Raw genomic sequence first — 25,973 nt, 5'->3', positions numbered from 1 at the left:
GAAGCGCCAGTCCAAGCCGCGCCGACGCCCAGCCGGAAGCCGTTCAGTAGTCCGCGCGCTCGCGGTCGATGCGCATGCCGCCGTCGTGGCGGTGATGCCCCTCTTCGCTCGGCCGCTCACGCGTGATGCGCATCACATCGGGATTCGTGCGCACGCGCCGCATCACATTGGCCAGATGCACCCGATCGCTGACCTGGATCACGAAGCGCAGAATCGTGGATTCCTGCGACAGATCTTCGTCCATCGCGATATGGACGATGTTCGCGTCCGCCGATGTGATGTCGGCCGCTACGCGGGCGAACACGCCCTTGGTGTTCTTGACCAGTACCTTGACCGCGACATCGAACAACCGCCCCGGCTGCGGTGCCCACGCGACGTCGATCCAGCGGCCCGGATCGCGCCGGTGGATACGCTGCGCGACGCGGCAGTCGGTGGTATGAATCGCCATGCCGAGACCGATGCCGATATAGCCCATGATGTCGTCGCCCGGAATCGGACGGCAACACGCGGACAGCTGCACCGACATGCCCTCGGTACCGGTGATGACGACCGGCGGCGCGTGCGGCGTCGAACCGGACTCGGAGCGCGAGCCGTCGTCGTCGGCGTCGCGCCCGCTCATCAGCACTTCGATGCGCTTGGCCATCACCGCGGCGACCCGCCGGCCGAGACCGATGTCCGCGAAAATTTCCTGACGGTTCTTGTTGCCCGTCCACTGCACGAGCTTTTCCCACGCCTCCGGCGTCACATCCGATAGCGCAAGGCCATAGCCCTTCAACGCCTGATCGACGAGACGCTCGCCGAGCTGCACCGACTCGTTCAGACGCATCGTCTTCAGATAATGACGGATCGCCGAGCGCGCCTTGCCGCTGCGCACGAAGCCGAGCCATGCGGGGTTCGGCTTCGAATACGGCGCCGTGATGACTTCGACGATGTCGCCGCTCTTCAGCTCGGTACGCAACGGCAACAGCTCGTTGTTGATCTTCACCGCGACGCACTGGTTGCCGAGGTCGCTGTGGATCGAGTACGCGAAGTCGAGCGCGGTGGCGCCGCGCGGCAGCGCCATGATCTTCGACTTCGGCGTGAACACGTAGACCGCATCCGGGAACAGGTCGATCTTCACGTGCTCGAGAAATTCGCTCGAATCGCCCGCTTCGCTCTGAATGTCGAGCAGCGACTTCAGCCACTGGTGCGCACGCTTCTGCACGTCGTTCAGATCCGCGCTGCCGTTCTTGTACAGCCAGTGCGCGGCAACGCCCGCCTCGGCGATCTCGTGCATCTTGCGCGTGCGCACCTGAAACTCGATCGGTGCGCCGAACGGGCCGACGAGCGTGGTGTGCAGCGACTGATAGCCGTTCACCTTCGGGATCGCGATGTAATCCTTGAACTTGCCCGGAACAGGCTTGAAAAGCGCATGCAACGCGCCGATGCAGGTATAACACTCGAGCGCGCTCTCGACGACCACGCGAAAACCATACACGTCGAGCACCTGCGAAAACGACAGCTGCTTGTCGCGCATCTTCTTGTAAATGCTGAAGATGGTTTTCTCGCGACCGGTGACTTCGGCGTCGAGCTTCGCGTCCGCAATCGCGCGCTGCACCGATTCGAGAATCTTGCCGACCACCTCGCGACGATTGCCGCGCGCCGCCTTCACGGCTTTTTCGAGTGTCGCGTAACGGTGCGGGTTAAAGTTCGCGAAACTCAGGTCCTGCAGCTCGCGATAGGTATTATTCAGGCCGAGCCGGTGAGCGATCGGCGCGTAAATGTCTAGCGTTTCGCGCGCGACACGGCGACGTTTCTCCGACGGCACCGCGCCGAGCGTGCGCATGTTGTGCAGCCGGTCGGCGAGCTTCACGAGGATCACGCGCACGTCGCGCGCCATCGCGAGCAGCATCTTGCGGAAGTTCTCCGCTTGCGCTTCCTCGCGATTGCGAAACTCCATCTTGTCCAGCTTGGACAACCCGTCGACCAGCTCCGCGACCTTCGCGCCGAAGCGCTCGGCGAGCTCCGCCTTGGTCACGCCCTGGTCTTCCATCACGTCGTGCAGCAGCGCCGCCATGATCGCCTGGGCGTCGAGATTCCAGCCCGCGCAGATTTCCGCGACGGCGACCGGATGCGTGATGTAGGGCTCGCCGCTCTGGCGATACTGGCCGAGGTGGGCTTCGTCGCTGAAGTGGAACGCCGCCTTGATGTCCTTGATCTCTTCCGGCTGCAGATAGCCGGACAGCGCAGACGTCAGATTGGCGATGGAGACGACGTCATGCCGGCGCGGCTGCTCCGGCGTGGCGGTCGGCCCGAACAGATGGCGAAACGATTGCTCGAGGACCGCGTCGATGTACTTGCGTGCAGAGGACGGCGAGTCGGTGTCGTGCTCCGCTTCCGTGGCGGTGGGCGGGGTAGCACTCATGGTCGCCTCCGGTAGCGGTCAGGGTTGGACGCAGTTCTGCACGTTGAGCAATCCGGTGTGGCGAATACCGGCAAGTCGAAAACGAAAATCCGTGGGCCTTAGACCGGCACCTTCTTCAGCATTTCGACGCCGACCTGACCCGATGCGATTTCACGCAGGGCGAGGACGGTGGGCTTGTCGCGGCTTTCGATTTTCGGCGTGTGGCCTTGAGCGAGCTGACGCGCGCGATAGGTTGCGGCAAGCGCGAGTTCGAAACGGTTCGGGATCTGTTTGAGGCAGTCTTCGACGGTAATGCGGGCCATGTTGGGTTCCTTCTCAGTATGTTGCTTATTCTACCTTATGTGCTTGACACCACGCCGCGCTCACGCATGCGGCAGGTGGATGCCGAGCTGCATGAAAAGCTGCGTGTGACGCGCGTACTGCGACGCGAAGCGCGAGCGCGTCGCGCCGACGAGGCACTGCAACTCCGCCAGCGCGCGATCGAAGTTCTCGTTGATCACGACGTACTCCGCTTCGGCCGCGTGCGCGATCTCGCCGCCCGCCGCGAGCAAGCGTCGCGTGATTACGTTCGGCTCGTCCTGGCCGCGCTTTTTCAGACGCTCTTCGAGCGCTTCGAGCGACGGCGGCAGAATGAAAATCTCCACCGCGTTGTTGAATTGCTTCTTCACCTGCTGCGCACCCTGCCAGTCGATTTCGAGCAGCACGTCATGGCCGTTTTTCATCTGCTCCTCGATCCACACGCGCGACGTGCCGTAATAGTTGCCGTGCACTTCCGCGCTTTCGAGAAACTCGCCCGCGTCGTGACGCTGCATGAAATCTTCGACGCTCGTGAAGTGATAGTGCTCGCCGTCCTGCTCCTTCGGACGCGGCGGGCGCGTCGTGTAGGAGATCGACAGACGGATCGCGTCGTCGCTCGCGAGCAACGCGTTCACGAGCGTCGACTTGCCCGCGCCCGACGGCGCGACGACCATGAACAGGTTGCCGGGATAAGCGCCGGCGTACGAATGGCGCGCCGCGCCGGTTTCGCGTGGATGGTGGTCGGTCATGATGTGTGGTGCTCCAGCCTTATTCGAGATTCTGTACCTGCTCGCGCATCTGTTCGATCAAGAGCTTCAGCGTCATCGACGAATCCGCGAGTTCCTTCGCCGCCGCCTTCGAACCGAGCGTGTTCGCTTCGCGGTTCAGCTCCTGCATCATGAAGTCGAGCCGCTTGCCGACCTTGCCGCCCTTCTCGATCACGTGACGCGTTTCGTTCAGGTGCGCGGTGAGGCGCGACAGCTCTTCGGCGATGTCGATGCGAATGCCGTACATCGTCACTTCCTGGCGAATCCGCTCGTTGATCTCTTCGCGCGACACGATCGTCGCGGCCGCATCCGGCGCGGCGATGCCGAGCGCTTCCTGCAGACGCTCGACGATTTTCTGCTGATGTCGCGCAATCAGCTCGGGCACGAGCGGGGTGATCTTCACGACGATCGTCTCCATTTCGGTGACGTTGGCGAGCAGCATCGTCGCGAGTTGCGCGCCTTCACGCGCGCGCACGTCGATCAGGTCCGCGATCGCCTGCTTGCCGCATCCGAGCACCGCTTCGCGCAGCGTCTCGGGCGCGATGCCGCTTTCGGCGAGCACGCCCGGCCAGCGCAGAATTTCGCCGGTGCGCAGACGGCCGGCTTCAGGAAACGTGCCGAGCACCGTGCGTTCCAGCTGCGCGAGTTGCGCGAGCGCGTCGCGGTTGATCGCGCCCGCGTTCGCCGACTGCTCGCTGCGCTGCAGATTCACGCGAATGTCGACCTTGCCGCGCGACAGCTTGTTCATCAGCATCTCGCGCAGCGTCGGTTCGACGACGCGCACGTCTTCCGGCATGCGGAAGTTCAGATCGAGAAAGCGCGAGTTCACCGTGCGCAATTCGACCGACACGCTGACGCCACCCGTGCCCGAGGCTGCCACGAGTTCGCGCGTGGCGCTCGCATAGCCAGTCATGCTGTAGATCATCGTATTTCTCGCGATTGCGGCCATGCGGTAGACGATGGCCTGAGAAGCGGATCGCCCGGCGTGTACGAGACGCGGGGCGGGGAATCGGCATTATCCCATTTTTGTCGCAGCCATCCGTATGGGCAACCGCCCTATCCGATCGGCGGTAAAATTAGGGTTTTTCCTCCGCCCTCCTCCAGCCCATCCCGACCCATTCCGACATGAGCAACGACACCCAACGCCCCAGCGGCCGCCAGCCCCACCAGTTGCGCGACGTGCGCATCACGCGTCACTACACGAAGCATGCGGAGGGCTCGGTGCTGGTCGAATTCGGCGACACCAAGGTGATCTGCACCGCGAGCGTCAGCGAGAGCGTACCGCCGTTTCTGCGCGATCGCGGCCAGGGCTGGCTCACCGCCGAATACGGCATGCTGCCGCGCGCCACGCATACCCGCAGCGACCGCGAAGCCGCGCGCGGCAAACAAACCGGCCGCACGCAGGAAATCCAGCGGCTGATCGGCCGCGCGCTGCGCTCGGTGTTCGATCTCGAGAAGCTCGGCGCGCGCACGCTCAATCTCGACTGCGACGTGATCCAGGCCGATGGCGGCACACGCACCGCGAGCATTACCGGCGCGTTCGTCGCCGCGCATGATGCGGTCGCCAGATTGCTTGCCACGGGCCGCATCGAAAGCTCGCCGATCCTGGATTACGTCGCCGCGATTTCGGTCGGCGTGTACGACGGCGTGCCGGTGCTCGACCTCGACTACGACGAAGACTCGCAGTGCGACACCGACATGAACGTCGTAATGACGGGGGCGGGCGGCTTCGTCGAAATTCAGGGCACTGCGGAAGGCGTGCCGTTCTCGCGCGAAGAAATGAATGCGCTGCTCGATCTCGCGAGCGACGGCATCAGCACGCTGATCGCGAAGCAGAAAGAGGCGCTGGGAGTGCAGCAGTGAATGAGGTTCGTCAGGACGGTGGCGGGAACAATGCTCACGGCGTAACGTCGGGAATGCCGCTGAAAAAGGTTGTGCTCGCGTCGAACAACGCGGGCAAGCTGCGCGAATTTGCGGCGCTGCTCGGCGCGGCCGGCATCGAGTTGATCGCGCAAGGCGAGCTCAACGTGCCGGAAGCGGAAGAACCGCATCCCACCTTCGTCGAAAACGCGCTGACGAAGGCCCGTCACGCTGCGCGGCTCACCGGCCTGCCCGCGCTCGCCGACGACTCGGGCCTTTGCGTGCGCGCGCTGCGCGGCGCGCCGGGCGTCTACTCGGCCCGCTTCGCGCAACTCGCCGGCGGCGAGAAAAGCGACGCGGCGAACAACGCGCGCCTCGTCGACGACCTGCGGGACGTGAGCGACCGCCGCGGCTATTACTACTGCGTGCTCGCACTCGTGCGTCACGCGGACGATCCCGAACCGCTGATCGCCGAAGGCCGCTGGCATGGCGAAATCCTGGACGCGCCGCGCGGCGAGCATGGCTTCGGTTACGACCCGTACTTCTATCTGCCGTCGCTGAACGCGAGCGCCGCCGAACTCGAGCCGGCGCTCAAGAACGCGAGCAGCCATCGCGCGATCGCGTTGCGGCAACTGCTCGCGCGTCTGTCGGAGGAAGCGTGATTCCGATCCGATCGACGCCGGCGGACCTCGGCAAGGGTGTCGTCAGTGCGTTCACGTCGCCGGGCAGCATCCGTTTGACGTCGCTGCCGCCACTTGCGCTGTACGTGCATTTCCCGTGGTGCGTGCGCAAGTGCCCGTACTGCGACTTCAATTCGCACGAGTGGAAAGGCGAGACGTTCCCGGAGAACGACTACCTCGACGCGCTGCGCGCCGATCTGGAAATGGCGTTGCCGCTGATCTGGGGGCGCCAGGTGCATACGGTGTTCATCGGCGGGGGCACGCCTAGTTTGCTGTCGGCGGCGGGGCTCGATCGCATGCTGTCGGATATACGCGCGCTGCTGCCGCTCGACGCCGACGCGGAAATCACGCTCGAAGCGAACCCCGGCACGTTCGAAGCCGACAAGTTCGCGCAGTTTCGCGCGAGCGGCGTGAACCGGCTGTCGGTCGGCATCCAGAGTTTCAACGAAACGCATCTGAAGGCGCTCGGCCGCATTCACGACGCGGCGCAGGCACGCCACGCGGTCGAAGTCGCCGCGACCACGTTCGACAACTTCAACCTCGACCTGATGTTCGCGCTGCCCAAGCAAACGCTCGCCGAATGTCAGGCCGACGTGGAAACGGCGTTGTCGTTTGCCCCGCCGCATCTGTCGCTGTATCACCTGACGCTCGAACCGAACACGCTATTCGCCAGGTTTCCGCCCGCGTTGCCCGACGATGACGCGTCCGCAGACATGCAGGACTGGATTCATCAACGCACCGCCGAGGCCGGCTACGGGCGCTACGAGGTGTCCGCGTATGCGCAGCCGCATCGGCAGAGCAAACACAATCTGAACTACTGGCGCTTCGGCGACTATCTCGGCATCGGCGCGGGCGCGCATACGAAGCTGTCGTTTCCTAATCGCATCGTGCGCCAGGCGCGCTACAAGCATCCGACCACGTTCATCGAGCAGGCCAGGGCTGGTGCAAGCGTGCAGGAAGAGCATGAGGTCGGGCCGCGCGATCTGCCGTTCGAGTTCATGCTGAACGCGCTGCGCCTGGTAGAAGGATTTCCGGTGCATCGGTTCATCGAGCGCACGGGCCTGTCGATCACGACGATCGAGCCGGCGTTGCAGGAAGCGGAACAGCGCAAGCTGATCACACGCGACCACGAACGGATCGCGCCGACGCCGCTTGGGCAGGCGTTCCTGAACGACTTGCAGGCGCTGTTCCTGAAAGATCCGCAGTGATGGCGGGTCGGCCGGACTCGCAACGAGGTCTTTTCAGGTTACAATTTGCAGCTTGGAGGTGTGGCCGAGTGGTTTAAGGCACCGGTCTTGAAAACCGGCGAAGGAGCAATCCTTCCGTGAGTTCGAATCTCACCGCCTCCGCCACCTCTCTCCAGGGCGTTGATTTCCCGTATAATCCTGCTCCTTCAACGAGTTAGGGTTAAAAGGTGTGCCGGTTATGTGTGCCGATACCTCACGGGATGACGACGTGTCCGTCAAGCTGATTCCCCATTCCAACGGCCGGAGCCGCAACTGGTACGTCGACATTTCTGTCCCGGCCTCGCTGCAGGATATCGCCGGCACCGACCGTACCCGACGCAGCACGGGCACCCCCGACCGCGTCAAAGCGCTCGCTGAAGGTGCGCGCATCGAAGCGGAACTCCGCGCCGAATGGGCGGAGGATGCCGAGAAAAAGAAAAAGAAAGAGGAACAGACGCAGACGCCTGCGAGACCGCCCCTTCCCGAGGGCTCACTCATTGCCGACCTGGAGCCTCCTCTCGTCTACGACTCTCCCGGGAAACCCACCGCGCTCTCGCCTTCCCTCATCAAGCGAATCTGCGCGATGCGCATGGCCGACTGGGAAAAGACCCTGCACGATGACCGGAACATCAACACCGGGGACAAGCAGAAGGACCGCATCGCGGCGAAAGCACTCGCGCGCGAGATGAGGCCGTTCAGCCGGAGAGTCGACCGCATGACGCGGACGGTGATTGCCCGGGGCAACGTCGCCCGCGCGTGGGATATTGTTGCGGAACAGGCGCTCGAATATGCGGAAGACGCCGCATACCTCGTTGCGCCAGACGACCCGCTCCTGCACGATTTCGTCCTTGCCTTTGCCGAAACCGAACGGGTCGCGCACGAAGTTATCACAACGGTACTCAACGGAAAGGGGTCCGAATTTCCGGTACCTGCATCATCCGGAGCGCTACTTTCCGCCGTCATCCCTGAATATGAAGCCCACAAGCGTGGCTCCATCGAAAAAAAATCAATCTCGAAAAGCGTGTCGGTCTGGGAACGCCTGATTGCGTTCGTTGGCGACGTGCCGGTCAACGACGTAACTGCGCACGACATTTACCGGTTCCTAGAAGACCGCCTTCACGCGAAGGTCAAGCCCTGGTCGCAGTCCTATGCCGACGGATTCGTGCGACGGGCTCTGCGCGAATTTTTTGCACTCGCGCGCACGCAGGGCCACATGCACGCCGACAATCCCATGAATCACCTCGAGACCACGCCGAAAATCTCGAAGCAGGAGGAGAAGGCGCGGAAGAAGCCCCGGAAACCCTTCACAGTCGCCCAGGTCAACGCGGTTTTTGCATCGGACTGGTATGACCCGGATGCCAGACACTGGACCGGAAAAATGTCGACGGACCTGGCCGGTCGCTACTGGTGCCCGCTCATTTCCACCTGCCACGGCATGCGTGTGCGCGAAGTCGTCCAGTTGGTCAACAGCGATTTCAGCTTCATCGACGCTGTCCTTCTGGTCAGGGTCCAGACCGACCTGAACGAGGTTGACGACACGGCCAGTCTGCCTGAACGCAGACTGAAAAATGAGGCGACGTTCCGGACGGTTCCGGTTCACCCGAGACTCTGCACCCTCGGGCTCGCGGATTTCATCCGGGACATGCAGGTCACCCACCCGCCAGGCACGCCGCTGTTCCCGTCAGCGATTCCCAACCCGGGAGGCGAGGCACCGTTGTGGGGACGCGCCTATGAGCAAGCCTTCCTGCGTCATGTCCGCGACCGCCTCGGGTTTGGTCACGGGTTTGGCAATCACAGTTTCCGTCATCAGCACGAAGACCGCGTGCGGGACGCACAAGCCATCAATGGTGCTTGGCCTGCAGGACTGGGCGAGTTCCTTACCGGCCGCCGGTTGCCGCGTGCGTCGGACCAGGAGATTTTCCGCGCGCTGAGCAGCGCTATCGACTATGGCAACGGCTACATGCCAGCGCACATCCAGCGCTTTGTCGCGCAGATTGACTTCGAGGGAGTCGTTTTTCCCCCGGTCTACAGAGAATGGCTGGCGGGCCAGCTCTCGTAAGTCGGGCGGGTCCACCGTCGCACAGCCAGAGACCGTCAGCAATCCGCGACCCGTGTTCTTCCGGTTGCACCGCCCTGCCCTGCCGCAGCATGCGGGACCGGGTGACACACCGACCGGCCATTTGGCCTGACTCAGGTCCGGGTTCGATGTCGTCGCCGGCGCTGCCCAGCGCGATGGCCGCTGTGGTTATCCACACCGGGTCGGCCGGACGTCGCCTTCCCCGGTGCCCATTGCCCGAGCTCGCCCGCACGCGATTACAGCATCCCGGGCGCACCCCGACTGGGCCGCCACGGAGAATGCCTCGCGCAACGCGAGCAGGCACCCGGCGCTTTGCTGACCTCGTCCTGCCTGTAGAGCCTGCCTGCCAGAAAATAAAACCGTCGTCTACACGTTGCCAGAATGACGCGTCTCGCCTCGTTCTGCCATGTACCGTCGTCCTGAGCCCCACACGGCCACATGGCTAGCGACCCTGGGGCAGGGAAACACCATGCAGTTGCTCGATTTGCACGACCTGGCGGCGCTTCTGAAACGCGCGCCGCACACCATCAAACGGGATTTGCGCCGCAATCCGCTGGCCGTTCCGCCCCGGCTCCCTAGGTTCGACGCCGCAATGACCACGGAAGCGTCGGACAGGGCATGGGGTTCAAGGAGCGGCTGAAACAGACAACCAGCGCGGAGAAATCGTGAAGACACCTGGATTGGCGTCACTGACCGCGACGCGCGCGCCGGCGGCGGTCGCGGCTAGCGCTCTTTAGCGCTATTCTTCGATGCAGAGCCTGTGCCACTTTCTCGCGTTCCAATATTGGTTTTCGACAAAGCACAAATTTCTTCTAAAGCTAGAGGTTGAAAAAAATAATATGTCACCAGATGGTGTAAAAAACAGCATCTTCGAACTTGTCACCGACTCTAACAACGCAGTGGTAGCGATGTCCGGGAAATGGGGAACCGGAAAGACGTGGCTATGGCGGTCGATTAAGAAAGACGTCGAGGACAAAATCGGTCGGCCCACGCTGTATGTGTCGCTTTTTGGCATTCGTTCAGCCGACGAGATGAAGCTACGCCTTCTAGCCGATGCAGCGTTGCACGGAGACGAGAGCAAGCTGAAACGAGAGACCATAAAAACCCTATCGACGGGCATGCGGGTTCTACGAAGGCTGCATCCGGGCGCGGCACTCCTAAACGACCTTGCCTTGCTTTCGATGGATGCCGTACTTAAAGACCGATTTGTCGTTATTGATGATATTGAGCGTGCACAATCATCTTTTGCGCTAGATGAACTGCTCGGCTTCATCAATCAATTTGCCGAACATATCAACACTCGATTTCTGCTAATTCTCAATATCGGCGAGCTCAAAGACGTTGAGAGATGGGACGCCCTGCGTGAAAAGGTCATTCAGCATGAAATATCCCTTGAGCCAAGCGCCATCAACGCGTTTGATATCGCTCTCCGTGAGGTACCCTGTCGTTACGCGGAGGAACTTCGCGCGGTAGTTTCGAGGATAAATGTCACTAATATCCGTGTCCTGCATCGTTTGCTGCGCACCGTGAATTCGACCGTGGGTCGATATCCAAATCTGTCGACCGAGATAGCAAGCCGCATGGTCCCTTCTACTGCGCTGCTCGCAGCCATTCATTACAAGGCGCTCGCAGATGGGCCTTCGAAGGAGTTCGTTCTTAGCTTCAATTCCTTCATTGCAGCATTTCACAGGATTGAAGGGCAAAACAATGAACAGACCGGCTGGGAATCATTGCTTGGAGACCTTGGAATCATGGTATCGGATGAATACGAAGTCCTTGTAGCCAGATACCTTGACACCGGACTGCTGGACCGCGAAGGCCTCGATGCCATCGTCTCAAAGTACCAATCGGAGACGGATGTCCAGACACTCCATAGTGAATTCCAGAGCCTAATTGGCGACTATTGGGGCGACCCCGCCGCCTCCTGTTGACGGCGGCGTAAATCCGCACATAAATGGCGGCACAAGGTTCACCAGGACCGTCAACAATGAAGCGCCGTTGACGGCCTCGGTCGGGGTGGCCGGTCCCAATCAGAATGGATCGCCGATGTCGTTGAGATTGGGATCCTCGGGAGGGGAATGCTGTTCGTGCAGCAGGTCATGCAGGGCGAGGTCATAGTGCATGCAGATCCGGGCACGCAGATCCCCGATGAGTTCGACGACGGCGAGCGCCTGTTCCGGCGACCAGTTGTCCGGTATCAGGAAGTCGAGCCCACGGGTGATGCCCGAAGGCAGGTGTGCCAGGCGCTTCATGATTTCTTCTCCGCACGCGCGCTACTGCGTCTGCTGGCGCGTTGCTCGGCCCTCTCGCGCGCTTCCTTGACCCGGTAGGACTCGCCCTCGATGGCAATGACTTCGGCGCGATGGACCAGCCGGTCAACGAGCGAGACGACACAGGCGGCGTTCGGGAACACCTCGTGCCATTCGGAGAACGGTCTGTTGGTTGTGACCACGGTACTTGCCGATCCGTACCTGCGGCTGACCAGTTCGAACAGCAGATCGGCGTGGCGGTTTGAGTACGAGAGGTAACCGACCTCATCAATCACCAGGACGTCAGGGGATGCATAGCGGCGCAGGCGTCGACGCAGCGCCGAATCGCTGTCCAGTGCGGCCAGTTCGCCGAGCATCTGACCGGCGGTAGTGAACAGCGCGGTGTGACCGTGCACGAGCGCCTGATAGGCGAGATTGAGCGCGAGGGTTGACTTGCCGACACCATTCGGGCCGATCAACACGACGTTGGCGGTATCCCTGACGAACCCGAGCGACATCAACTCTTCAACGGCAAGCCGGTCGCAGCGCGTGGGCCAGCTCCAGTCGAAGTCGCACAGCGGCTTGAAGTTGCCCAGGCGGGCATCGCGGATACGTCGCTCCAGTGATCGGCGGGCGCGCTCATCCTCTTCCCACTGCAACAGCGGCGCGACCCACTGTTCGGCGGCCACATCGGTCCAATGCGCGAGCAGTCCGTACAGACGCAGGGCGTTCGCGCGCCCATGAAGGTTCTCAGGCGTGTTCATCGGCGCCTCCCGCAAGCTGGTCGTAGATGTCGAGCCGGTGTGGTGTCACCAGCGTGTCCTTGTTGCGCACGTGTTCGGGCAGGATGAGGGTGACTGGCGGCGGGGCCTGCCGTGCCTCGCGCCGGCGCTCAAGCGCCAGACGTACCGGATTGGGATGAGGCGCCGCGTCGCTGGCAAGGGTTTCCTCGATCGCGGCCTGCAGTTCGGCCGGGCCATAGCGGTCGAGCAGTCGCAGCAGGTGCGTGGTGATATTGCCCAGATTGCCGCCACGCTCAGCGGCGTGCAGCATCAGGGTCCGGCTGGCCGGCGCAGCCCGGGCCAGATGATCAAGACCGCGATGGTGACGGGCCTCGTGCTTCCTTGCGACGAGCGCATCGATGTGTGCGGCAATCTCGATCTGCGCGCCGCGATCGTAACTGCGTTCATGGGTGGCGAGCAGATCGGCGCCGTCGAGAATGCGTACGCGCCGGGGATCAGCTCGTACCGTGAGCGTGCGTCGCACATGGGTATACGGGATCGTATAGTCGTTCAGGTCGAAGCGCACGTAGGGCGTCTTGCCGACCTTCACGGCGAGAAGCAGCTCACACGGGTACGGATTCTCCGGCAACGTGAGCAGGCTGGGCTGTTCGCGCCCGAAGGCCTCGCGCACGGTGATCATGGGTTCTTCGCGGCAGGGCCGCTCAGCAGCGGGTCCCGCGCACCAGATTGCCGCCTGGGCGTTGAGATCGTCGAGGTCCGTGAATCTGCGAGCGGCAAAGAAGCTCTCGCGTACAAAGCGGATTGCCCGTTCAACGCGCCCCTTCTCGTTGCCCCGTGCGACAGCCACCGGACGAGGCTCATAACGATGATGCGCGGCGAACGCGAGCAATGTCGGGTGGAAGCGGATCGCATCGCCCTGACGCTCAAGCACGGCGCTACGCAGGTTATCGTAAAGCAGAACCCTGGGGACCCCGGACCATGCTTCGAAGGCGCCGGCATGTCCTGCCAGGAAACTGTCCATACGGGCATCGAGGAAGAAGCGCAGATAGATCTGCCGTGACCACGACAGCACCATCACGAAGGCCATCAGCGGTCGTCGTGCCCGACCGATCTGCAGGTGACCGAAGCTGGCCCAATCGACCTGCGCCTGTTCCCCGGGCAGCGTGCGCAGGCGCAGGTAAGCCTCAGGTACCGGGCGTGGCCGGTGCAGCGAGATCAGGTGCCGGAAGTGGTGGTGACTGCCCCGGTAGCCGCGCTCATACACCATCGCATACAGGCGACTGGCCGTGAGCGAGGGAAACTTCTTTAGCGTCTCGTGGATGAACGGCAGGTAAGCATCGATCTGTGAGGCTCGCTGCACGGCGCCAATCCTGGGCAGGCCGGCCTGGGCCAGCACGCGCTGGACGGTGCCGCGGTGCACGCGCAACTGGCGCGCGATGGTGCCGCAACGCCACTTCTCCACGTGGTAATAGCGCAGGATCTGCGCCTCGAGTTCAGCTCCAATGGTCATGGGTCGTTTCCTGTTCTGTCAGTAGTAGTACGAACATCACGGAAGACCCGACGGCGCAGTGGCCCGATGCGTACAAGGCCCGAACAGATGCGGCGACAGAAGCAGCAAGGCGTCGATCCGGGCGCGGCGACAGTGGATGTCGATGCGGTGGCCGTCGTCGTCGAAGTCAGTGGCAGTAGAGCATTGGCGACGGGTGTCGGGGAACGCTGATGCGTCACTTTATTGAGGCGCTGACGATAGCGACGCATCCGTTCGGCATGTGCAAAGCGGCCACGACGACTGAGTTGATAGCGTTGGCCAGCCTCGCGCAGGCGGGCGCGGCGCGAGGCCTGTGAGCAGTCGCCACCGCAGTAAATCTGGCCGCGATCGCAACGGCGGCACACGACGACCTGCGCCCGGCAGCGGGCGCACAGAAAGAGGCGGCCAGTGGCCGGCATCGGCAGTCCCCGTCAATGCCGAAGCGGAATCGACGAGGCGGATCAGCCGTGCCATACTGGCCCGGCACCCGTACCCCGTTGTGCGCGTGTGGGGCTCGACACTGGAATGAACTTGGCGGTTAGGACCGGTGTCGGGCCTGTTTCTTCGGCGGTCAGTTGTAGTCGTTCTTCTACCGCATCCCGATTCCCGCGTCATCCCCCTGCCGAACCGAACATCCCCGGTGCGTCTGCGCTCGCCCTACGGGCTCCCTCCGACGCACCCGAATGTGAGCCTCATGAAACGTCCCAGAGTCGCCGGGCTGAACAGCAATCGCGTCGCCCGGCTGTCCGACGCCGCCATCCAATGTCGGATTCCGACCGCCATTCACACCTCCAATTCCGAACTTCGGGAACGCGCCGTAACCCTGTCCCGAAATGTCGCGAAGCTCGATATGTACTCAGTCACGTCATTTAGTAATCTCGCAATCCGGTTGGGAGACCAGGGGTTGGCCAATACGACAATTGACAGTTGGATTCGCGACTTCCAGCAACGCGAAAGCAGCTTGCAGTTTTCACGGTCAGGTGCTGTCGAAACACATGGTCGGGACTTACATCCCCGTATACGCCTAGCGGTCGAGGACGCTTGGCGACGGGCGTTCCCTCGCCCGGAACTCATTGAAATCGGCACTCGCGACGAGAGCGATGGTTTAAGGGAGAGCGACCTAGTCGCCTTGCGAACGGTGACTCTCGACGAGTTTTTGCAGACTCTCCACGCTCTCCGGGGCGACAATGCACGCACATTTCTTCGAGCCGGGATTCGCTGGTTTCATACGGGTGGCCTGCCCGAAATCCCAGCCGCCGGCCGACTCTTCGTAGAGGCTTGTCGCGCGGTAATCCGTGACCAGCCTCAAGCTCGACTCACCTTTGTTATCCAGTCGGTATTCGCAGACAACGGAATGGCAGAGTTGCTAGTAACACAATAGCAATTCCATTTTCGCAACGCGTTGAAGGGCGCAAGCAGGCGCTGCTGCCCCGATTGCAACGTCGTAGTCTTCCGCAATGAGGCGTGCTATCCGCTTCTCGATGTGCCACTTAGGTCGCGCGCGGAAAGCGCTCTAGGAAGCTGGTTAAACATGCCCCTGATTCAGGAACGGCTACACGAAATCTTTGGAGCACGAAGGGTAAAAATCGCGGAACGCGGCAATACGATTATTTCCGAGGGCGCGGCGTGGATTGCGCACGACCGCGCCCGCCTGATGCTGGCCAAGAATGTCGAGGTTATGGTCGCAAGGTCAGACCACTTTCCCGTCCTTAAGCCCGGTACGTTGATGCCCCGCGAAGGCGAATTTCAGGGTTTGCGCGACCCGTTGACTTTGTATTGCAGCGACCCCACCGACGGCGTCGCAAAATTCAGATTGACTGCGCCCATGCGGACCGGAAGAAGCGTTCAGAAAACCGACGAGCGGAATTCGCTGGGTATGCTCGCGGTGGCCGTTGACGCCAGCAAGCCGCCTCTGCTTGAACGTCTCCTTCTGAATGTCTCCATCGATGAAGACCTCGTGCTAAGGGCGACAGCCAATTCGACAATCGCGGGGGAGTCTGACTCCCTAGAACTGCACAACCTCGAATTCGGCCTCAACTTCTGTGCTGAACTGCCGGATGACGGTGCGAAAAACCTTGACGATGAATCGCAGCATACCAGCAGAGAACATGACGCCGGCTCAATTCAATTGCGACCCAATATCGCCGTTCGACCAGACGACCTGAAGGTGGTACCGGGCGAGGTACTTTACCGTTGGAACTCCCACTACTTTGAGTTGAGAAACTCACCCCCGCGCGAACAGGATTACGAGAAGACGAATATACGGGCCGTGCGGTGCGTGTCGGAAAGTCTACTGCGAATGCGCTGCTCTTCGTGCCAGAGCCGCAAAGGGGAACAACGTCGACGCCGGGACTCATGGTGATTTCCAGAAGGGGCGGAGCCGTCTTCCGTAAATGCTCTGCCCCCTGCGTCATCGGAGTAGCGCCAAGGCAAATCGGCCTGCTCGCGAGCCATTTCGCGCTCCGGTTCGGTTCCCATCTTCGAGGCTGCTTGTTACGCGACGCGACTTGACCGGAACCGGAGGATTTAGTCGTTATTTACGAGCTTGCCGAGCATGGCTGGCACCGCACATTCAGCCATTGCGACTTGCGCGGCGCTGACGAAATATCGACTAGCCCAAAACCGCCAACATGGCACCGCACTTAGCTCTAGTAAGAGCCACGTACAGTAGCTTTCTCTGCGTCTCGGTTTCTTCGACGTCGCCCAAATAGCTTTTTGGGGCAACTACCACCACACAATCAAATTCTAACCCTTTGGCCCGGTGCATCGTGGCCAAATGAATCGAATCTAGTGCATCGGCGTGGTTGCTTTGCGCTGTAATCGCGACACATGCGAGCCCCGCTGCCTGTAGCTGAATGGCCATGGACTCTCTCGCCTTTTCGCTCGCGGTAATCACGCAGAACGTCAATGACACGCCGTCGGTCTGCGATGCTGTCCATTGACGAATAAACTCGACGGCCTCCTGGGCCGCGCTCTCCAGTCCGTCCGCTGCTATCACTTCGGGATTCGGTCCGTGCGAAACCGATTTATAGCGTTTCGTCTCGTCATGACCGTCATCCAAATCATCCACGTCGCACCCCTCCAGCAAGGCGACTGCTTTACGCCTGATTTCGTCGGTGGTGCGGTAGTTAAGGTAGAGTTTCTTAGAACGTCCCCGAATATCAATACCGCAGCGACTCATGGCTGCTTTATTTCTGCTGTAGATGCGCTGATGGCCGTCGCCGACAAAGAACAGGTCATTGTTCCCGACGGCTATCAAGGCACGCAAAAGGCGCAAGGCTTGCGGCCCGAGGTCTTGAGTCTCGTCTACCACGATGGCACTGTAAGGTGCTGTAGAGGCGGGTTCGCAGCGCAATATGTCCGCGACCTCGCGATAAGCATCATCTACTTCCTTCAGCTTTCTCGAGGACAGCTGACCTCGGTACTCCTCGAACACAGGCCAAACAGCATCGCGTTTGGCGCGACCAAGAATCACGCCCCTGCCGGTTCTTCGGGCCGTACGGTATTGGTCCAAAGTTGTGATTCCCTGGGCCAGAATCACCTGTTCAAGCTCGTGTTCATAGAAGTTATCGGGTAGGTCAAGGGTCGAGTCTTTGGCCGCCAGGGCCGCTTGCCAGGCCTGGAATGCTGCATCCTGTTTGCGGTCGTAGACAATACGGTGTTCCAGCTTGCGGCTGCGCATGAACGCATTGACCCACGCGTCGAGGTTACGCACTTCCAGCTTCGACATGGTTTCACTACTGCAAAGCGTACGAAGGTTTTGCTCGATGTCGGCCGCAAGATTCTTCGTGAACGTGGTGAACAGCACCTTTTTGCCCACCGGCGTTCTTTCCTCGGCCAACCACTTGGCCCGGTGCATGGCCAGCACCGTCTTTCCTGTACCTGCCCCGCCGAGCACCCGCACGGCGCCGCTACGGTCCCCCACGGCCAGCTTTTGCTGCGTGGGATGCAGAAACACCCGCCACTGTGCCAATGGGGCATTCATGATGGCCAGCATCGTCTCATCATCGTTGACAACCACAAACCTGGACTGTGATTCCGGCGCCGCCAGCGCTGTCGCAAAGTCCGCAGTGTCAATTGTTCGGTCTACCCGAGTTTCGCGAGCAGTGAGTACCTCGCTCACGGTGTCGCCGGCGGCAACCAGGAACAGGCCTTCGTAAGCCTCCATTGGCAGCTTCACCTGGACGGAGTCCAGTTGAGCTTCAGAGTCAATGGAACGCACTGTTGCCAATAGCTCCTCCGGAACCCCGAGACTCATCAACTCGCGGTCGGCGAGATGCGCAAACAACTGCTGGACAGCTGTCGCCTCCGCAGCCGTGGCATCCGCTGCCGCCGATTCACCCAAAAGCGCGACACCCGGTGCCGGAACGGTGGCCTCTTGCGCCAGGTTCTCGACGCTCACCAGCTGCATGGCACCCGTGACCGGATTGATGGTCAGTTTCCGGTTTTCCGCCCAGCGGTAAGCGTCGTCATGGTGGTCAACGTACAGCAGCACGTACACATCTCCCATACTGGGCTTGAAGACGATGCCACGCCAGTCTCTGTCTAGGCGCACCGACTTCAGGTTCGGGTCACGTGCGCTGTTGATGTTCTCGTAGTTGATACCAGGACTTTTCGGGTCTGCCTGGAACTGGATAGCCCATTTCATTACCTTGGAATGCACGCTGACCGGCAACCTCGCCAGCTGCAGAAGGAAATCTTGCGACAGGGCAACCTTGGGTTTCAAGCTCACGAAATCACTCCTGGTTGATTCAATTCAAGCCCCAACGAGGGGGCGACGGCTAACGGCCATGATTGACCGGACACCAACGCGTGGGTGTCATCAAGCAGAACCACTTGCCATTGCGCATGTTGCCAAGTCTCGGCCATATCCTCCTGGTCAGGTCTGAGGACGACCAGCTTGGCATGCGACCACGCGAGCTCGGCATCAGCCAAAACGCGTCCTTTTTCATCGGCGAGTTCAAGGCCAACTTCTGGGGTTAAGGCTCCAGCGTGAGCCAGTTGCGTGAGCCCTGGTTTCAACTCGCTCAAGACCTGGCCCAACACCTCCACCCAGGCATGATGCAACGCTGCCTGGTCACCCGCCTGCGCCGGGGCGGTATCCAGGCTTGCCTGCGTGGTGCTCAGCACGTCGTAATCCCGCGCGCCCAGCCCATCGACTGTCGTCAACAACATGGCCGGCAAACACTGGACCGCGTTGAACACCATCAGCCACCTGCGCCAAGCCAGGTGCAACGCTTCCTCGTCACCGGCGGCCGACTCATCCAGCACCACCACGCCCGGCGCTGACCAGGCCTGCGCAGATAATTGCCCCTTGGCCAGGGCCAAAGGCCACCAACCGACTTGGCTGCAGGCGCCTTGCGGTCTGGACACGCTGGGCGCAAAGCCCTTGCCCGGCTCCCGGACTCCCTCGGGCAGACGCGGCAACCACTGGCCCATCTGGTGGGCACACGCCGACTTGTCCTGCTCCGTGGCCGGCACCATCAAAAAGCCCAGCCACAAGGCATTACGCTGCAATTGCTCCAGCGCAGCATCCTGCCCCTGTGCATCGTTTCCGGCGGCGAGCCACTGCAGCAAACGCGCCACAGCGTGTTGTGTGTAGGCCTTTTCCTGCGCCCGTGGTACGGTGGGCAAGGCTCCATTGCCGTCATGGCGAGACATGGCGACGAGGGGTGACTCCAGGTCGGTATCCAGACTGCCGTCCAATGCAGTCATCACATCGTTGTGCGTCACCGACCAGACCCAAAAGCGCCCACTCGCCACGATGGCGCTGCGTTTTCGGGCATCTTCGCGCAAGCATTGCTTGTGGTATGCCCAGCCGTCGCAAAACACCGCAATGGGTTTGCGTCCGGACGTGACGGACCACGGCCAGATTACGAAATCCGGCTTGCTCGGAATCAACACCCCTTGGTCCTTGCCCAGCTCGCACTGGGGCTCGACGTGGTATCTCTGCTGTCCCACTTCGAGCGTATAGCCGGACTTGCCGTTGACAATGTCCTGCACCAGCTTGACCATCGGAATACCAGCCACGCCCCCCAGGCGCTTGAGGCTCTCAATGAACCGTGCTTCCAGTACCGAATCGAAGTTGGGGTTGATGTAGATGTCGGAGATGGTCTGGACCCGCTCCAGCTTGTCGAGCGAGCCAACCAGTTCGGTTAGCACCGACTTCGCCATATCGCGGGAAACGAGCCCCATGCTGCGCCCGAGGCGGTACTGGTACAGACAGCGGTAACAACCGTCCTTATCCGGGTCATCGTTGCATTGGCAATTGGTCACGGCCCCCAGCGCCAGGCGCAGCACGTCAGCGAGAGTGCCCGCGTCCTGCGCCAGCAACTGGTGGAGATAACCCGTTCCACCCGGCACCGAGTCGTAGAGCATCACGTAGTGCTTGCGCGGTCCACCGTCCTTGCCGGGCTCGTCTTGCAGCACCATCCGCAGATGGTCCACCTTGCCCCCAAAGCGCTTTTTCAGGCCCAACTGCATGGCGGCCATGAAGGACTGCACCACCCGCTCATCGACCCCGTTCTTGGTGTAAGGCACCAGGACGCGCAGCGCCTCTGACTCAAACTCCCGGTACAGGTACAGGCACTCCAGCACGTTCGCTGGGTCCTCGTTCCCATGCTTGGGGCAATCGAAACTGTGGTTTTGCCCAATTGGGTCGCTGTTGCGACGGGCCGGCTTTTGCACCTTGCCACAGTGCCGGCACAACTTGAATCCAGGACGTGAGGTGTCCTTGTCAGCAACCTTGAAAGGCTCGCCCGCCTTTGCCAGCTCCCCAAAGTTCACGTCCCGGAACGTTACCCTCGAGATAAACTCAAAGCCGAAAGGCAACGCCCCCGTGGAGATTTGCCACGCCTCGCGCACGTGCGACGGCGAGAAATCAGCCAGCAACTGCCGGACGTAATACTTGGGCTCCCGGTCCTCGGCGCTGTCATCGATGCGTACGTCGGTGTCGTTGCTGTTGGCAATCGCCTGCCTGAAGCGCAGCAAAGTCCGCTTTTGCGCGGCGTCGGACCACATGGCGTCAGCGCAACGGGGGCACGCCATGTGCAGGTCTGGCTCGACAGCCACGTTTTGCATATGGTGACAGCTCGGGCAGAAGCGCCAGTCCTCGGTCTTGGCCAGATTCATGTTTATCTGGTCCACTTCGACTCGCCGCTGGTTGGCATAGAAGCGGTTCTCCGGCGCGAACTCCGACAGTGCCGAGTTGGCTGGCCGTTCGTACTTGAGGGTCTTAAGCGTGACATACGCGCCCTGCCCTGGTTCGTCAGCACCTCGCTTCCGCCACAGCACCGATTTGAGCTCTACACCTGCCTCGGGGAAGGCATAGTTGGGAATCAGCCCCGCGTCGGTCAGCGTGTTGAGCAAATCTCGGGTGTTGATTTCCTTTATCAGCTCCAGCATCGTGTCGCGCTCGCGCAGCAGGTTATCGATTTCAGCCTGGGTAGCCTCGTCTTTGGGTTTTTGCTGGAGTTTGGTTTTAGCCTTGTCGAGCTCATCCTTACGCTTTTTGTAGGCGCGACGCTCATCCAGCAACTCTCCTAGCGCCTTCATCAACCGGGTGCGCAGTCCATCGACGTCGGTCTGCCCTTGCATGTAATCCCACAAACGGGCGCGTACGACGTCGTCCATGTCTTCGGCCAGCAACTGGACAAAGCCGTCGAATAGCCGTTCCTCGTGGGCCAAAACATAGTCGCAAAAGATATTCGGGAAGCGGTCCTGTTTTGACTGCTCCATTGCGTCGAGAGCTTGCGAGGTCTTGTCGGGCAACGCGGTCAGATTGGTGAGACTGGCGACCCAGTCGTCCATGCAGAATGCAAATAACTGCCGACGCAACACCTCTGCTGCACGCAAGAAGACTCCTGGGGGCGCTACCTCACCGGCAATCATCTCCTCAGTCTCGGCGAAGAAGTAGAGGTCGTGCGGGCTGTTGCCGTCTGCCAGGGTGGTGGTCATGGCGTTGCCGTCGCGTCGCCCCGCCCGACCCGTACGCTGCAGAAAACTGGCCTGGTTGGGCGGGACAGAGCACAGCAACACTGATGAAAGGTCACCGATGTCCACACCCATCTCGAGTGTCGGTGTGGCCGAGAGCAGGTTCTCATACCAAGGCTTTGGGCTTCTGTCCTTGAAGCGACTTTCCAGAGCCTCGCGCACCGGACGCTCGAGCAAACCGGTGTGCTCAGCGGCAATCACACGACGCAGGTCTCCTTCGCTGAAGCGTTGAGCCCACCAGTCGGCGGCGGTCGGGATGAGAGCCTCATAGTGGGACTCCACAGCGTCAAGGCACGGCATGCCGAGAAGAAATTCAGCGTCTCGGCGCGGTACCGCCAGTTTGCGCTTGCTGCCGGAAGTAGCCAGAAAGGCTACGTCGGTGTCGAGCAGCAAGGCGTCGGGGTTGAGCGCCAAAGTGTCGCCCTGTTGGTGCGGAGTCTGGAGCAGGAAGCCCTCTTCGAGCAAGACGGCAAACGCGGCTCGGTACATGTCCGCCGCCATGCCTTTGGCCAGCAGGGTTTGCTGCCCTAGCACCGCTGCTGCCCAGCGGTCGTACCAGGTAGCGCGGGAAGTGCCGGACAACTTGTCGAAGTCGCGCTGCTTTCCGAGCGTCAAAAACACCGGTCGGGGGGTATTTTCGCCCATCTTGGGCATCCATTCGCCACGCCCACCTGTTCTCAGCAAGGCATACACGTTGCCGTCACCTGCATACAGAGCCAACTCCGGGTGCATGACGCCACCCCGCCTGCGCATGTGTGTGAGCGTACCCCACAGCCATTGCGCCACAGTCTTATGTTCGAGCTCGTGGGCGCCGAAGTGTTCGCGCAAAGATGGCAGCAATCGCTGAGCCACCTTATCCACCCCCTCCCAGGGCACGGAAAGCGTCGCCTTGCCAATGCGCTCCAGCGTGCGCCCCCTCTGCCCGAAATAGGTCAGTTCGCTGACCGCCTGCCACAGCAGCCGTTTTTTCACCTTGGCGGGCAACCGGCTCGTGGTCGGCAAGCGATGGTGCTGCATGAGCTCCACCGCCCAGTCGCGCTGCCAGGCCATGTTGGGCCCCAGGAACTCCGAGACCAGGGTCTCCGGGCTCATGTGAAGAATCGAACCGGGCTTGTCGAACTGGTCCTCGGCCCGGGCCAGAAACTGCGACCAGCTCAGACCCGGCTGAGCCAGTTCATCCATCACGTGGGCCAATGCGGTACGCACATTGTTCAGGTATGAACGCGCCCCAAAGAAGCCCGCACGGTGAGCGGCATCCTGCACCGAATCCGAAAACGCAATCAACTTCTTGTCGTCGTTGAAGATGCTCGCCCAACTGCTTTCAACCACCTGCGAGCCCAGAGTGGCAGTGCGCGCACCAAGCAATCGCAACTCCCCCCTTTCGCCACAGGCAGGACAGGTATCGTCATGCCGTGTGTACTGGGCCTGGCCGATGACCTGGGTACGTTGCGCCGTCACGCGAAACACTGACAACAGCTCCTGATGCCCGCATGCCAGACAGGCCGCATCCCCTTGCTGAACATTGCCGCAAGCCACGCATACCTGTTGATTGATGCCTTCGACGTGGGACCGACCGATGCTTTCGGCCGCATACAGCCGGGCGACTTCCGGTCGCCTCGCAAACCAGGTGTTGTAAATCTCGTCGAGCTGAGTAGACGGTTTGCTGCTGCCTTGAACAATCCGAGACAGCCACCCCGTAGTTCGACACTGGCTGCACTGTACCAGGGGCAAATACACTCCGTCGCGCTCTGCCGGAAGGTCACGCTCGCTGCGCAAACAGACCTCTTCCCGGTCGGCACTGAGCTTGCTCACCATGCGCCGCAGCTCCCGCACCCACAACTGGAGGCGCAGGGTCACCAGGGGCTGCTCACCCTCGCGGAGTGCCCATGCAACCATTACCAGCAGGGCGTCCAGCACCAGGTGAACATGTGCCGCGTTAGCGGCGGGCATGCTGCGGGCAAATGCATCACCCAGTTCGCCATAGCTCACCACCGCGCCCTTGAGCAGCTTCAGCAGGTTGACGAAGAGCTGGTGACGTTTAAGCAGCTGCCCCAAGCCCTTGCGCCAGACAGGGTCCGTCACATCGACAGGCTGCGGCTCGTCAGGAAAGAGCAGCCTGAACCAGGCTTGCACCGCCGCCTTAGGAGACGCATATCCAGACGGCTCGAGTACCTCGGCAAGCTCGGGCCGGAACAGGAACATGAAGTCCACCGTGGCGTCTTCCAAGAACACGCCCACGGACTGGCGGTTTTCTGTCACGACCGAATCGGGCGCAAATGGCACCCCAAAAATCTGTCGGGCATACTCGCGCAAGGGGGCGGTATTCGTCGCCCCGCCGAGAGTGGCAGAGGTCCCGGCGCAAATGAGGTGTTCCGGAGGCACCTGCAGGCGGGCCCGCAAGCGTCGCAGCAGCAAGGCCAAATCGGTACCTTGTGCTCCATCGAAGGTGTGCAACTCGTCCACCACCACGTAACGCAAGGTCGTCGGGGTGTTGCCAGACCACAGCTGCCGGTCCTTCGGGCGGAGCATCAGATAGTCCAACATCTTGTAGTTGGTCAGCAGGATGTCCGGCGCGTGTTTGCGCAGCGTGTCCCGGTCCGTGATGACGCTGTGTGGGGTCATCACCATGCCGTCGCCGGGTGTCCCCGCTTGACCGCCCACGTACAAACCAACTCGAAGGCCTGCGAACGCGGGTACCGTGGCTACCTGTTGGGCTATGCGTCGTGCCTGGTCGGTGGCTAGGGCGTTCATGGGATAAATCACCAGCGCCTTGATGCCCGCTTCGCCCGCAGCACGAGCCCGTGCGCAGTGGTCTAGCACGGGGTACAAAAAGCATTCCGTCTTACCGCTGCCTGTCCCTGTGGCCACCAAAGTGTTGGCTGCCAGATGCCGGCTAGACAGGCGGTTCCATGCCTGTTCCTGGTGGCTGTAGCCCGCGTAAGCTGTCTCGAACGCCGAAAAGAAATTCTTGCCCGCCGCCCCCGGCGCGAAGGGCAGCCCCACCTGTACATAAGGTCCCTTCAGCCATGCTGCTTCATCTTCAACGAATCGGCTCATCAAACCGTGCATGAAGGTGTCAGCGGGCTCGAAGCCAGCTACGAGAAACTGTTTCAGGCCAGTCTGGATGTCTTTGGCCAGTAGAGATGGAAGCATGTTGTCCTATTCGATTTTTCTACCCTGACGGAGCCTCCCAAACGGACATCCATGCTGCGGGAGGCCCCGGCTGAGCTATACGCACGACTCAGTCGCTGGCTAGAGAGCCAGGTCGTATTCGATTGGCAGGCCTTGGTTTGACATTCTTTCTGCTCTAACCTGGCTGCCTTGATGCTATGGGTTCGTCGACACTACTGGTTCTTGGCCTGGCTCATTTCTTTTTTCGCCGCGCATCTGCCACCACAGGCCGCCACCCCAACGCTTCCTCCACCTGCTTCCACACAACATTGATGAGTTGACGCTCCGCTTGTACCCGTACACCTGCGCGCAAGTCAGCCAAGGGGTACCAGCGCTGATTCGTCTCTTGGTAAAAGTACTGGGTGTAGACATTCCCCGTATTGGAGATACGGTGTGTTTTCGTACGCGCGAGACAGCAGCGTGAACGCCTGGTTCAGGCTGAGCGCAGTTTTTTTAGGGAAGCCGCTTGGCATCAGTAACGTGCTGCACACGAGCTCCGAACGCTCCAGCCCCTTAAGTCGCAACCACAGCCCCCCTTTATCTGACGCGCCGGCCAACTCCAGTTGTTTTGCACCGAGTTTGCGCGGGCCAATGTGGACCGGTTCAAAGCGGGTGGTCCCGGCGGGCACATTTTCCAGTGAGACGTCCGGCCATGCCCCTAGCCGCGCGCCGCCCTTGCTACGGTCATTCAGCGCTACCATCAAACAAGTGCCTTCCTCCAGGATTTTCACTACTGTTTCCTGGCTAACGAGTTTAAGAAACCGTTCGTCGTTAATTCGGTCGGCATTGATAGTCAACTCGCCCAGCGTGCCGTCTCTAACCGGCACGTCGCCACCACAGAAGAACTCCCAGCGGTCGCCTACCCGCTTTACAGGAATCGTGACCTTTTCGGTCCATTCGGGCTCGAAATAGTTCTCACTCGGCATGAGCGCTCCTTCCTTTATGCTGCAATACGCAGCCCGCGCCCCGACAGTGCAAA

Annotated in this window: 19 protein-coding genes and 1 tRNA gene; 10 read left to right on the top strand and 10 right to left on the bottom strand. The window is 61.2% G+C overall.

Translation table 11 applies throughout. The annotated features are described in order from the left end of the window. Positions 1 to 43 precede the first annotated feature (43 nt). The 4 genes from OKW30_RS23260 to OKW30_RS23245 all read right to left on the bottom strand — a co-directional run bounded on the left by OKW30_RS23260 (position 44) and on the right by OKW30_RS23245 (position 4,393). Entirely contained in the window at positions 44 to 2,404 is a 2,361-nt protein-coding gene (locus tag OKW30_RS23260; protein WP_090801451.1) for a RelA/SpoT family protein, read from the bottom strand. A gap of 98 nt (positions 2,405 to 2,502) precedes the next feature. Then, complete coding sequence (gene rpoZ / locus OKW30_RS23255) at positions 2,503 to 2,706, bottom strand: DNA-directed RNA polymerase subunit omega (protein WP_008921215.1); 204 nt, start codon at positions 2,704 to 2,706, stop codon at positions 2,503 to 2,505. 60 nt (positions 2,707 to 2,766) lie between these two features. Further along, positions 2,767 to 3,450: a guanylate kinase gene (gene gmk / locus OKW30_RS23250; protein ID WP_090801453.1), complete on the bottom strand. Its 684-nt coding sequence runs from the start codon at positions 3,448 to 3,450 to the stop codon at positions 2,767 to 2,769. A gap of 19 nt (positions 3,451 to 3,469) precedes the next feature. Beyond that, on the bottom strand, positions 3,470 to 4,393 hold the full coding sequence (locus OKW30_RS23245; RefSeq protein ID WP_184070839.1) for a YicC/YloC family endoribonuclease: 924 nt from the start codon (positions 4,391 to 4,393) through the stop codon (positions 3,470 to 3,472). A 200-nt stretch (positions 4,394 to 4,593) separates the two neighbouring features. On the opposite strand from OKW30_RS23245, the gene rph reads away from it, so the two are divergent. From rph to OKW30_RS23210, 7 genes are all read left to right on the top strand, one after another. Then, on the top strand, positions 4,594 to 5,331 hold the full coding sequence (gene rph / locus OKW30_RS23240) for a ribonuclease PH (RefSeq protein WP_090801456.1): 738 nt from the start codon (positions 4,594 to 4,596) through the stop codon (positions 5,329 to 5,331). Continuing rightward, the gene (gene rdgB / locus OKW30_RS23235) at positions 5,328 to 5,990 is read left to right on the top strand and encodes an RdgB/HAM1 family non-canonical purine NTP pyrophosphatase (protein WP_429347693.1); all 663 of its coding nucleotides are present in this window, start codon (positions 5,328 to 5,330) and stop codon (positions 5,988 to 5,990) included. Before rph ends, rdgB begins: the two co-directional genes overlap by 4 nt. Further along, positions 5,987 to 7,216, top strand: coding sequence for a radical SAM family heme chaperone HemW (hemW, locus tag OKW30_RS23230; protein WP_429347692.1), 1,230 nt, complete (start codon positions 5,987 to 5,989; stop codon positions 7,214 to 7,216). Before rdgB ends, hemW begins: the two co-directional genes overlap by 4 nt. 54 nt (positions 7,217 to 7,270) lie before the next feature. Continuing rightward, positions 7,271 to 7,360 (top strand) — tRNA-Ser (locus tag OKW30_RS23225). Between the two features lie 103 nt (positions 7,361 to 7,463). After that, positions 7,464 to 9,293, top strand: coding sequence for a DUF6538 domain-containing protein (locus tag OKW30_RS23220; protein WP_429347691.1), 1,830 nt, complete (start codon positions 7,464 to 7,466; stop codon positions 9,291 to 9,293). A 487-nt stretch (positions 9,294 to 9,780) separates the two neighbouring features. After that, on the top strand, positions 9,781 to 9,951 hold the full coding sequence (locus OKW30_RS23215; RefSeq protein ID WP_429347690.1) for a hypothetical protein: 171 nt from the start codon (positions 9,781 to 9,783) through the stop codon (positions 9,949 to 9,951). A gap of 109 nt (positions 9,952 to 10,060) precedes the next feature. Next, positions 10,061 to 11,242 (top strand): hypothetical protein, encoded by a 1,182-nt coding sequence (locus OKW30_RS23210; RefSeq protein ID WP_429347689.1) that lies wholly within the window; start codon positions 10,061 to 10,063, stop codon positions 11,240 to 11,242. A 99-nt stretch (positions 11,243 to 11,341) separates the two neighbouring features. On the opposite strand, the gene OKW30_RS23205 is transcribed toward OKW30_RS23210, so the two are convergent. The 3 genes from OKW30_RS23205 to istA are packed head-to-tail and all read right to left on the bottom strand — an operon-like array spanning position 11,342 to position 13,813. Next, positions 11,342 to 11,563, bottom strand: a complete 222-nt coding sequence (locus OKW30_RS23205) for a hypothetical protein (RefSeq protein ID WP_429345678.1) — start codon at positions 11,561 to 11,563, stop codon at positions 11,342 to 11,344. Next, positions 11,560 to 12,324 carry an IS21-like element helper ATPase IstB gene (istB, locus tag OKW30_RS23200; RefSeq protein WP_429345679.1) on the bottom strand — a complete coding sequence of 255 codons (765 nt, stop codon included), beginning with the start codon at positions 12,322 to 12,324 and terminating at the stop codon, positions 11,560 to 11,562. Before istB ends, OKW30_RS23205 begins: the two co-directional genes overlap by 4 nt. Further along, positions 12,311 to 13,813 (bottom strand): IS21 family transposase, encoded by a 1,503-nt coding sequence (gene istA / locus OKW30_RS23195; RefSeq protein ID WP_429345680.1) that lies wholly within the window; start codon positions 13,811 to 13,813, stop codon positions 12,311 to 12,313. Before istA ends, istB begins: the two co-directional genes overlap by 14 nt. 66 nt (positions 13,814 to 13,879) lie before the next feature. On the opposite strand from istA, the gene OKW30_RS23190 reads away from it, so the two are divergent. From OKW30_RS23190 to OKW30_RS23180, 3 genes are all read left to right on the top strand, one after another. Continuing rightward, complete coding sequence (locus OKW30_RS23190) at positions 13,880 to 14,023, top strand: hypothetical protein (RefSeq protein WP_176133875.1); 144 nt, start codon at positions 13,880 to 13,882, stop codon at positions 14,021 to 14,023. Beyond that, positions 14,023 to 14,148 carry a hypothetical protein gene (locus OKW30_RS23185; protein WP_256211476.1) on the top strand — a complete coding sequence of 42 codons (126 nt, stop codon included), beginning with the start codon at positions 14,023 to 14,025 and terminating at the stop codon, positions 14,146 to 14,148. Before OKW30_RS23190 ends, OKW30_RS23185 begins: the two co-directional genes overlap by 1 nt. A 1,214-nt stretch (positions 14,149 to 15,362) precedes the next feature. Continuing rightward, positions 15,363 to 16,193 carry a hypothetical protein gene (locus OKW30_RS23180; protein ID WP_429347688.1) on the top strand — a complete coding sequence of 277 codons (831 nt, stop codon included), beginning with the start codon at positions 15,363 to 15,365 and terminating at the stop codon, positions 16,191 to 16,193. 249 nt (positions 16,194 to 16,442) lie between these two features. Here OKW30_RS23180 and OKW30_RS23175 read toward each other — a convergent pair whose 3' ends face one another. From OKW30_RS23175 to OKW30_RS23165, 3 genes are all read right to left on the bottom strand, one after another. Further along, positions 16,443 to 18,563: a UvrD-helicase domain-containing protein gene (locus tag OKW30_RS23175; RefSeq protein ID WP_429347687.1), complete on the bottom strand. Its 2,121-nt coding sequence runs from the start codon at positions 18,561 to 18,563 to the stop codon at positions 16,443 to 16,445. Further along, positions 18,560 to 24,976, bottom strand: a complete 6,417-nt coding sequence (locus tag OKW30_RS23170; protein ID WP_429347686.1) for a DEAD/DEAH box helicase — start codon at positions 24,974 to 24,976, stop codon at positions 18,560 to 18,562. The genes OKW30_RS23175 and OKW30_RS23170 overlap by 4 nt, the downstream gene beginning before the upstream one ends. Positions 24,977 to 25,308: 332 nt before the next feature. After that, on the bottom strand, positions 25,309 to 25,920 hold the full coding sequence (locus OKW30_RS23165; RefSeq protein ID WP_429347685.1) for a hypothetical protein: 612 nt from the start codon (positions 25,918 to 25,920) through the stop codon (positions 25,309 to 25,311). Between the last annotated feature and the right edge of the window lie 53 nt (positions 25,921 to 25,973).

This window comes from Paraburkholderia sp. Clong3, from assembly GCF_050436485.1.
Taxonomy (GTDB): domain Bacteria; phylum Pseudomonadota; class Gammaproteobacteria; order Burkholderiales; family Burkholderiaceae; genus Paraburkholderia; species Paraburkholderia tuberum.
The sequence above is the reverse complement of the archived record's forward strand: the minus strand, read 5'-3'. Positions and strand labels throughout refer to the sequence as shown.

Coding starts and splice junctions, on each gene's coding strand:
- istB (WP_429345679.1), bottom strand. CDS start 12,324: ATGAACACGCCTGAGAACCTTCATGGGCGCGCGAACGCCCTGCGTCTG.
- OKW30_RS23245 (WP_184070839.1), bottom strand. CDS start 4,393: ATGATCTACAGCATGACTGGCTATGCGAGCGCCACGCGCGAACTCGTG.
- rph (WP_090801456.1), top strand. CDS start 4,594: ATGAGCAACGACACCCAACGCCCCAGCGGCCGCCAGCCCCACCAGTTG.
- OKW30_RS23165 (WP_429347685.1), bottom strand. CDS start 25,920: ATGCCGAGTGAGAACTATTTCGAGCCCGAATGGACCGAAAAGGTCACG.
- OKW30_RS23205 (WP_429345678.1), bottom strand. CDS start 11,563: ATGAAGCGCCTGGCACACCTGCCTTCGGGCATCACCCGTGGGCTCGAC.
- OKW30_RS23190 (WP_176133875.1), top strand. CDS start 13,880: ATGCGTACAAGGCCCGAACAGATGCGGCGACAGAAGCAGCAAGGCGTC.
- OKW30_RS23170 (WP_429347686.1), bottom strand. CDS start 24,976: ATGCTTCCATCTCTACTGGCCAAAGACATCCAGACTGGCCTGAAACAG.
- OKW30_RS23260 (WP_090801451.1), bottom strand. CDS start 2,404: ATGAGTGCTACCCCGCCCACCGCCACGGAAGCGGAGCACGACACCGAC.
- gmk (WP_090801453.1), bottom strand. CDS start 3,450: ATGACCGACCACCATCCACGCGAAACCGGCGCGGCGCGCCATTCGTAC.
- OKW30_RS23215 (WP_429347690.1), top strand. CDS start 9,781: ATGCAGTTGCTCGATTTGCACGACCTGGCGGCGCTTCTGAAACGCGCG.
- rpoZ (WP_008921215.1), bottom strand. CDS start 2,706: ATGGCCCGCATTACCGTCGAAGACTGCCTCAAACAGATCCCGAACCGT.
- OKW30_RS23180 (WP_429347688.1), top strand. CDS start 15,363: ATGCCCCTGATTCAGGAACGGCTACACGAAATCTTTGGAGCACGAAGG.
- OKW30_RS23210 (WP_429347689.1), top strand. CDS start 10,061: ATGCAGAGCCTGTGCCACTTTCTCGCGTTCCAATATTGGTTTTCGACA.
- OKW30_RS23185 (WP_256211476.1), top strand. CDS start 14,023: ATGCGTCACTTTATTGAGGCGCTGACGATAGCGACGCATCCGTTCGGC.
- istA (WP_429345680.1), bottom strand. CDS start 13,813: ATGACCATTGGAGCTGAACTCGAGGCGCAGATCCTGCGCTATTACCAC.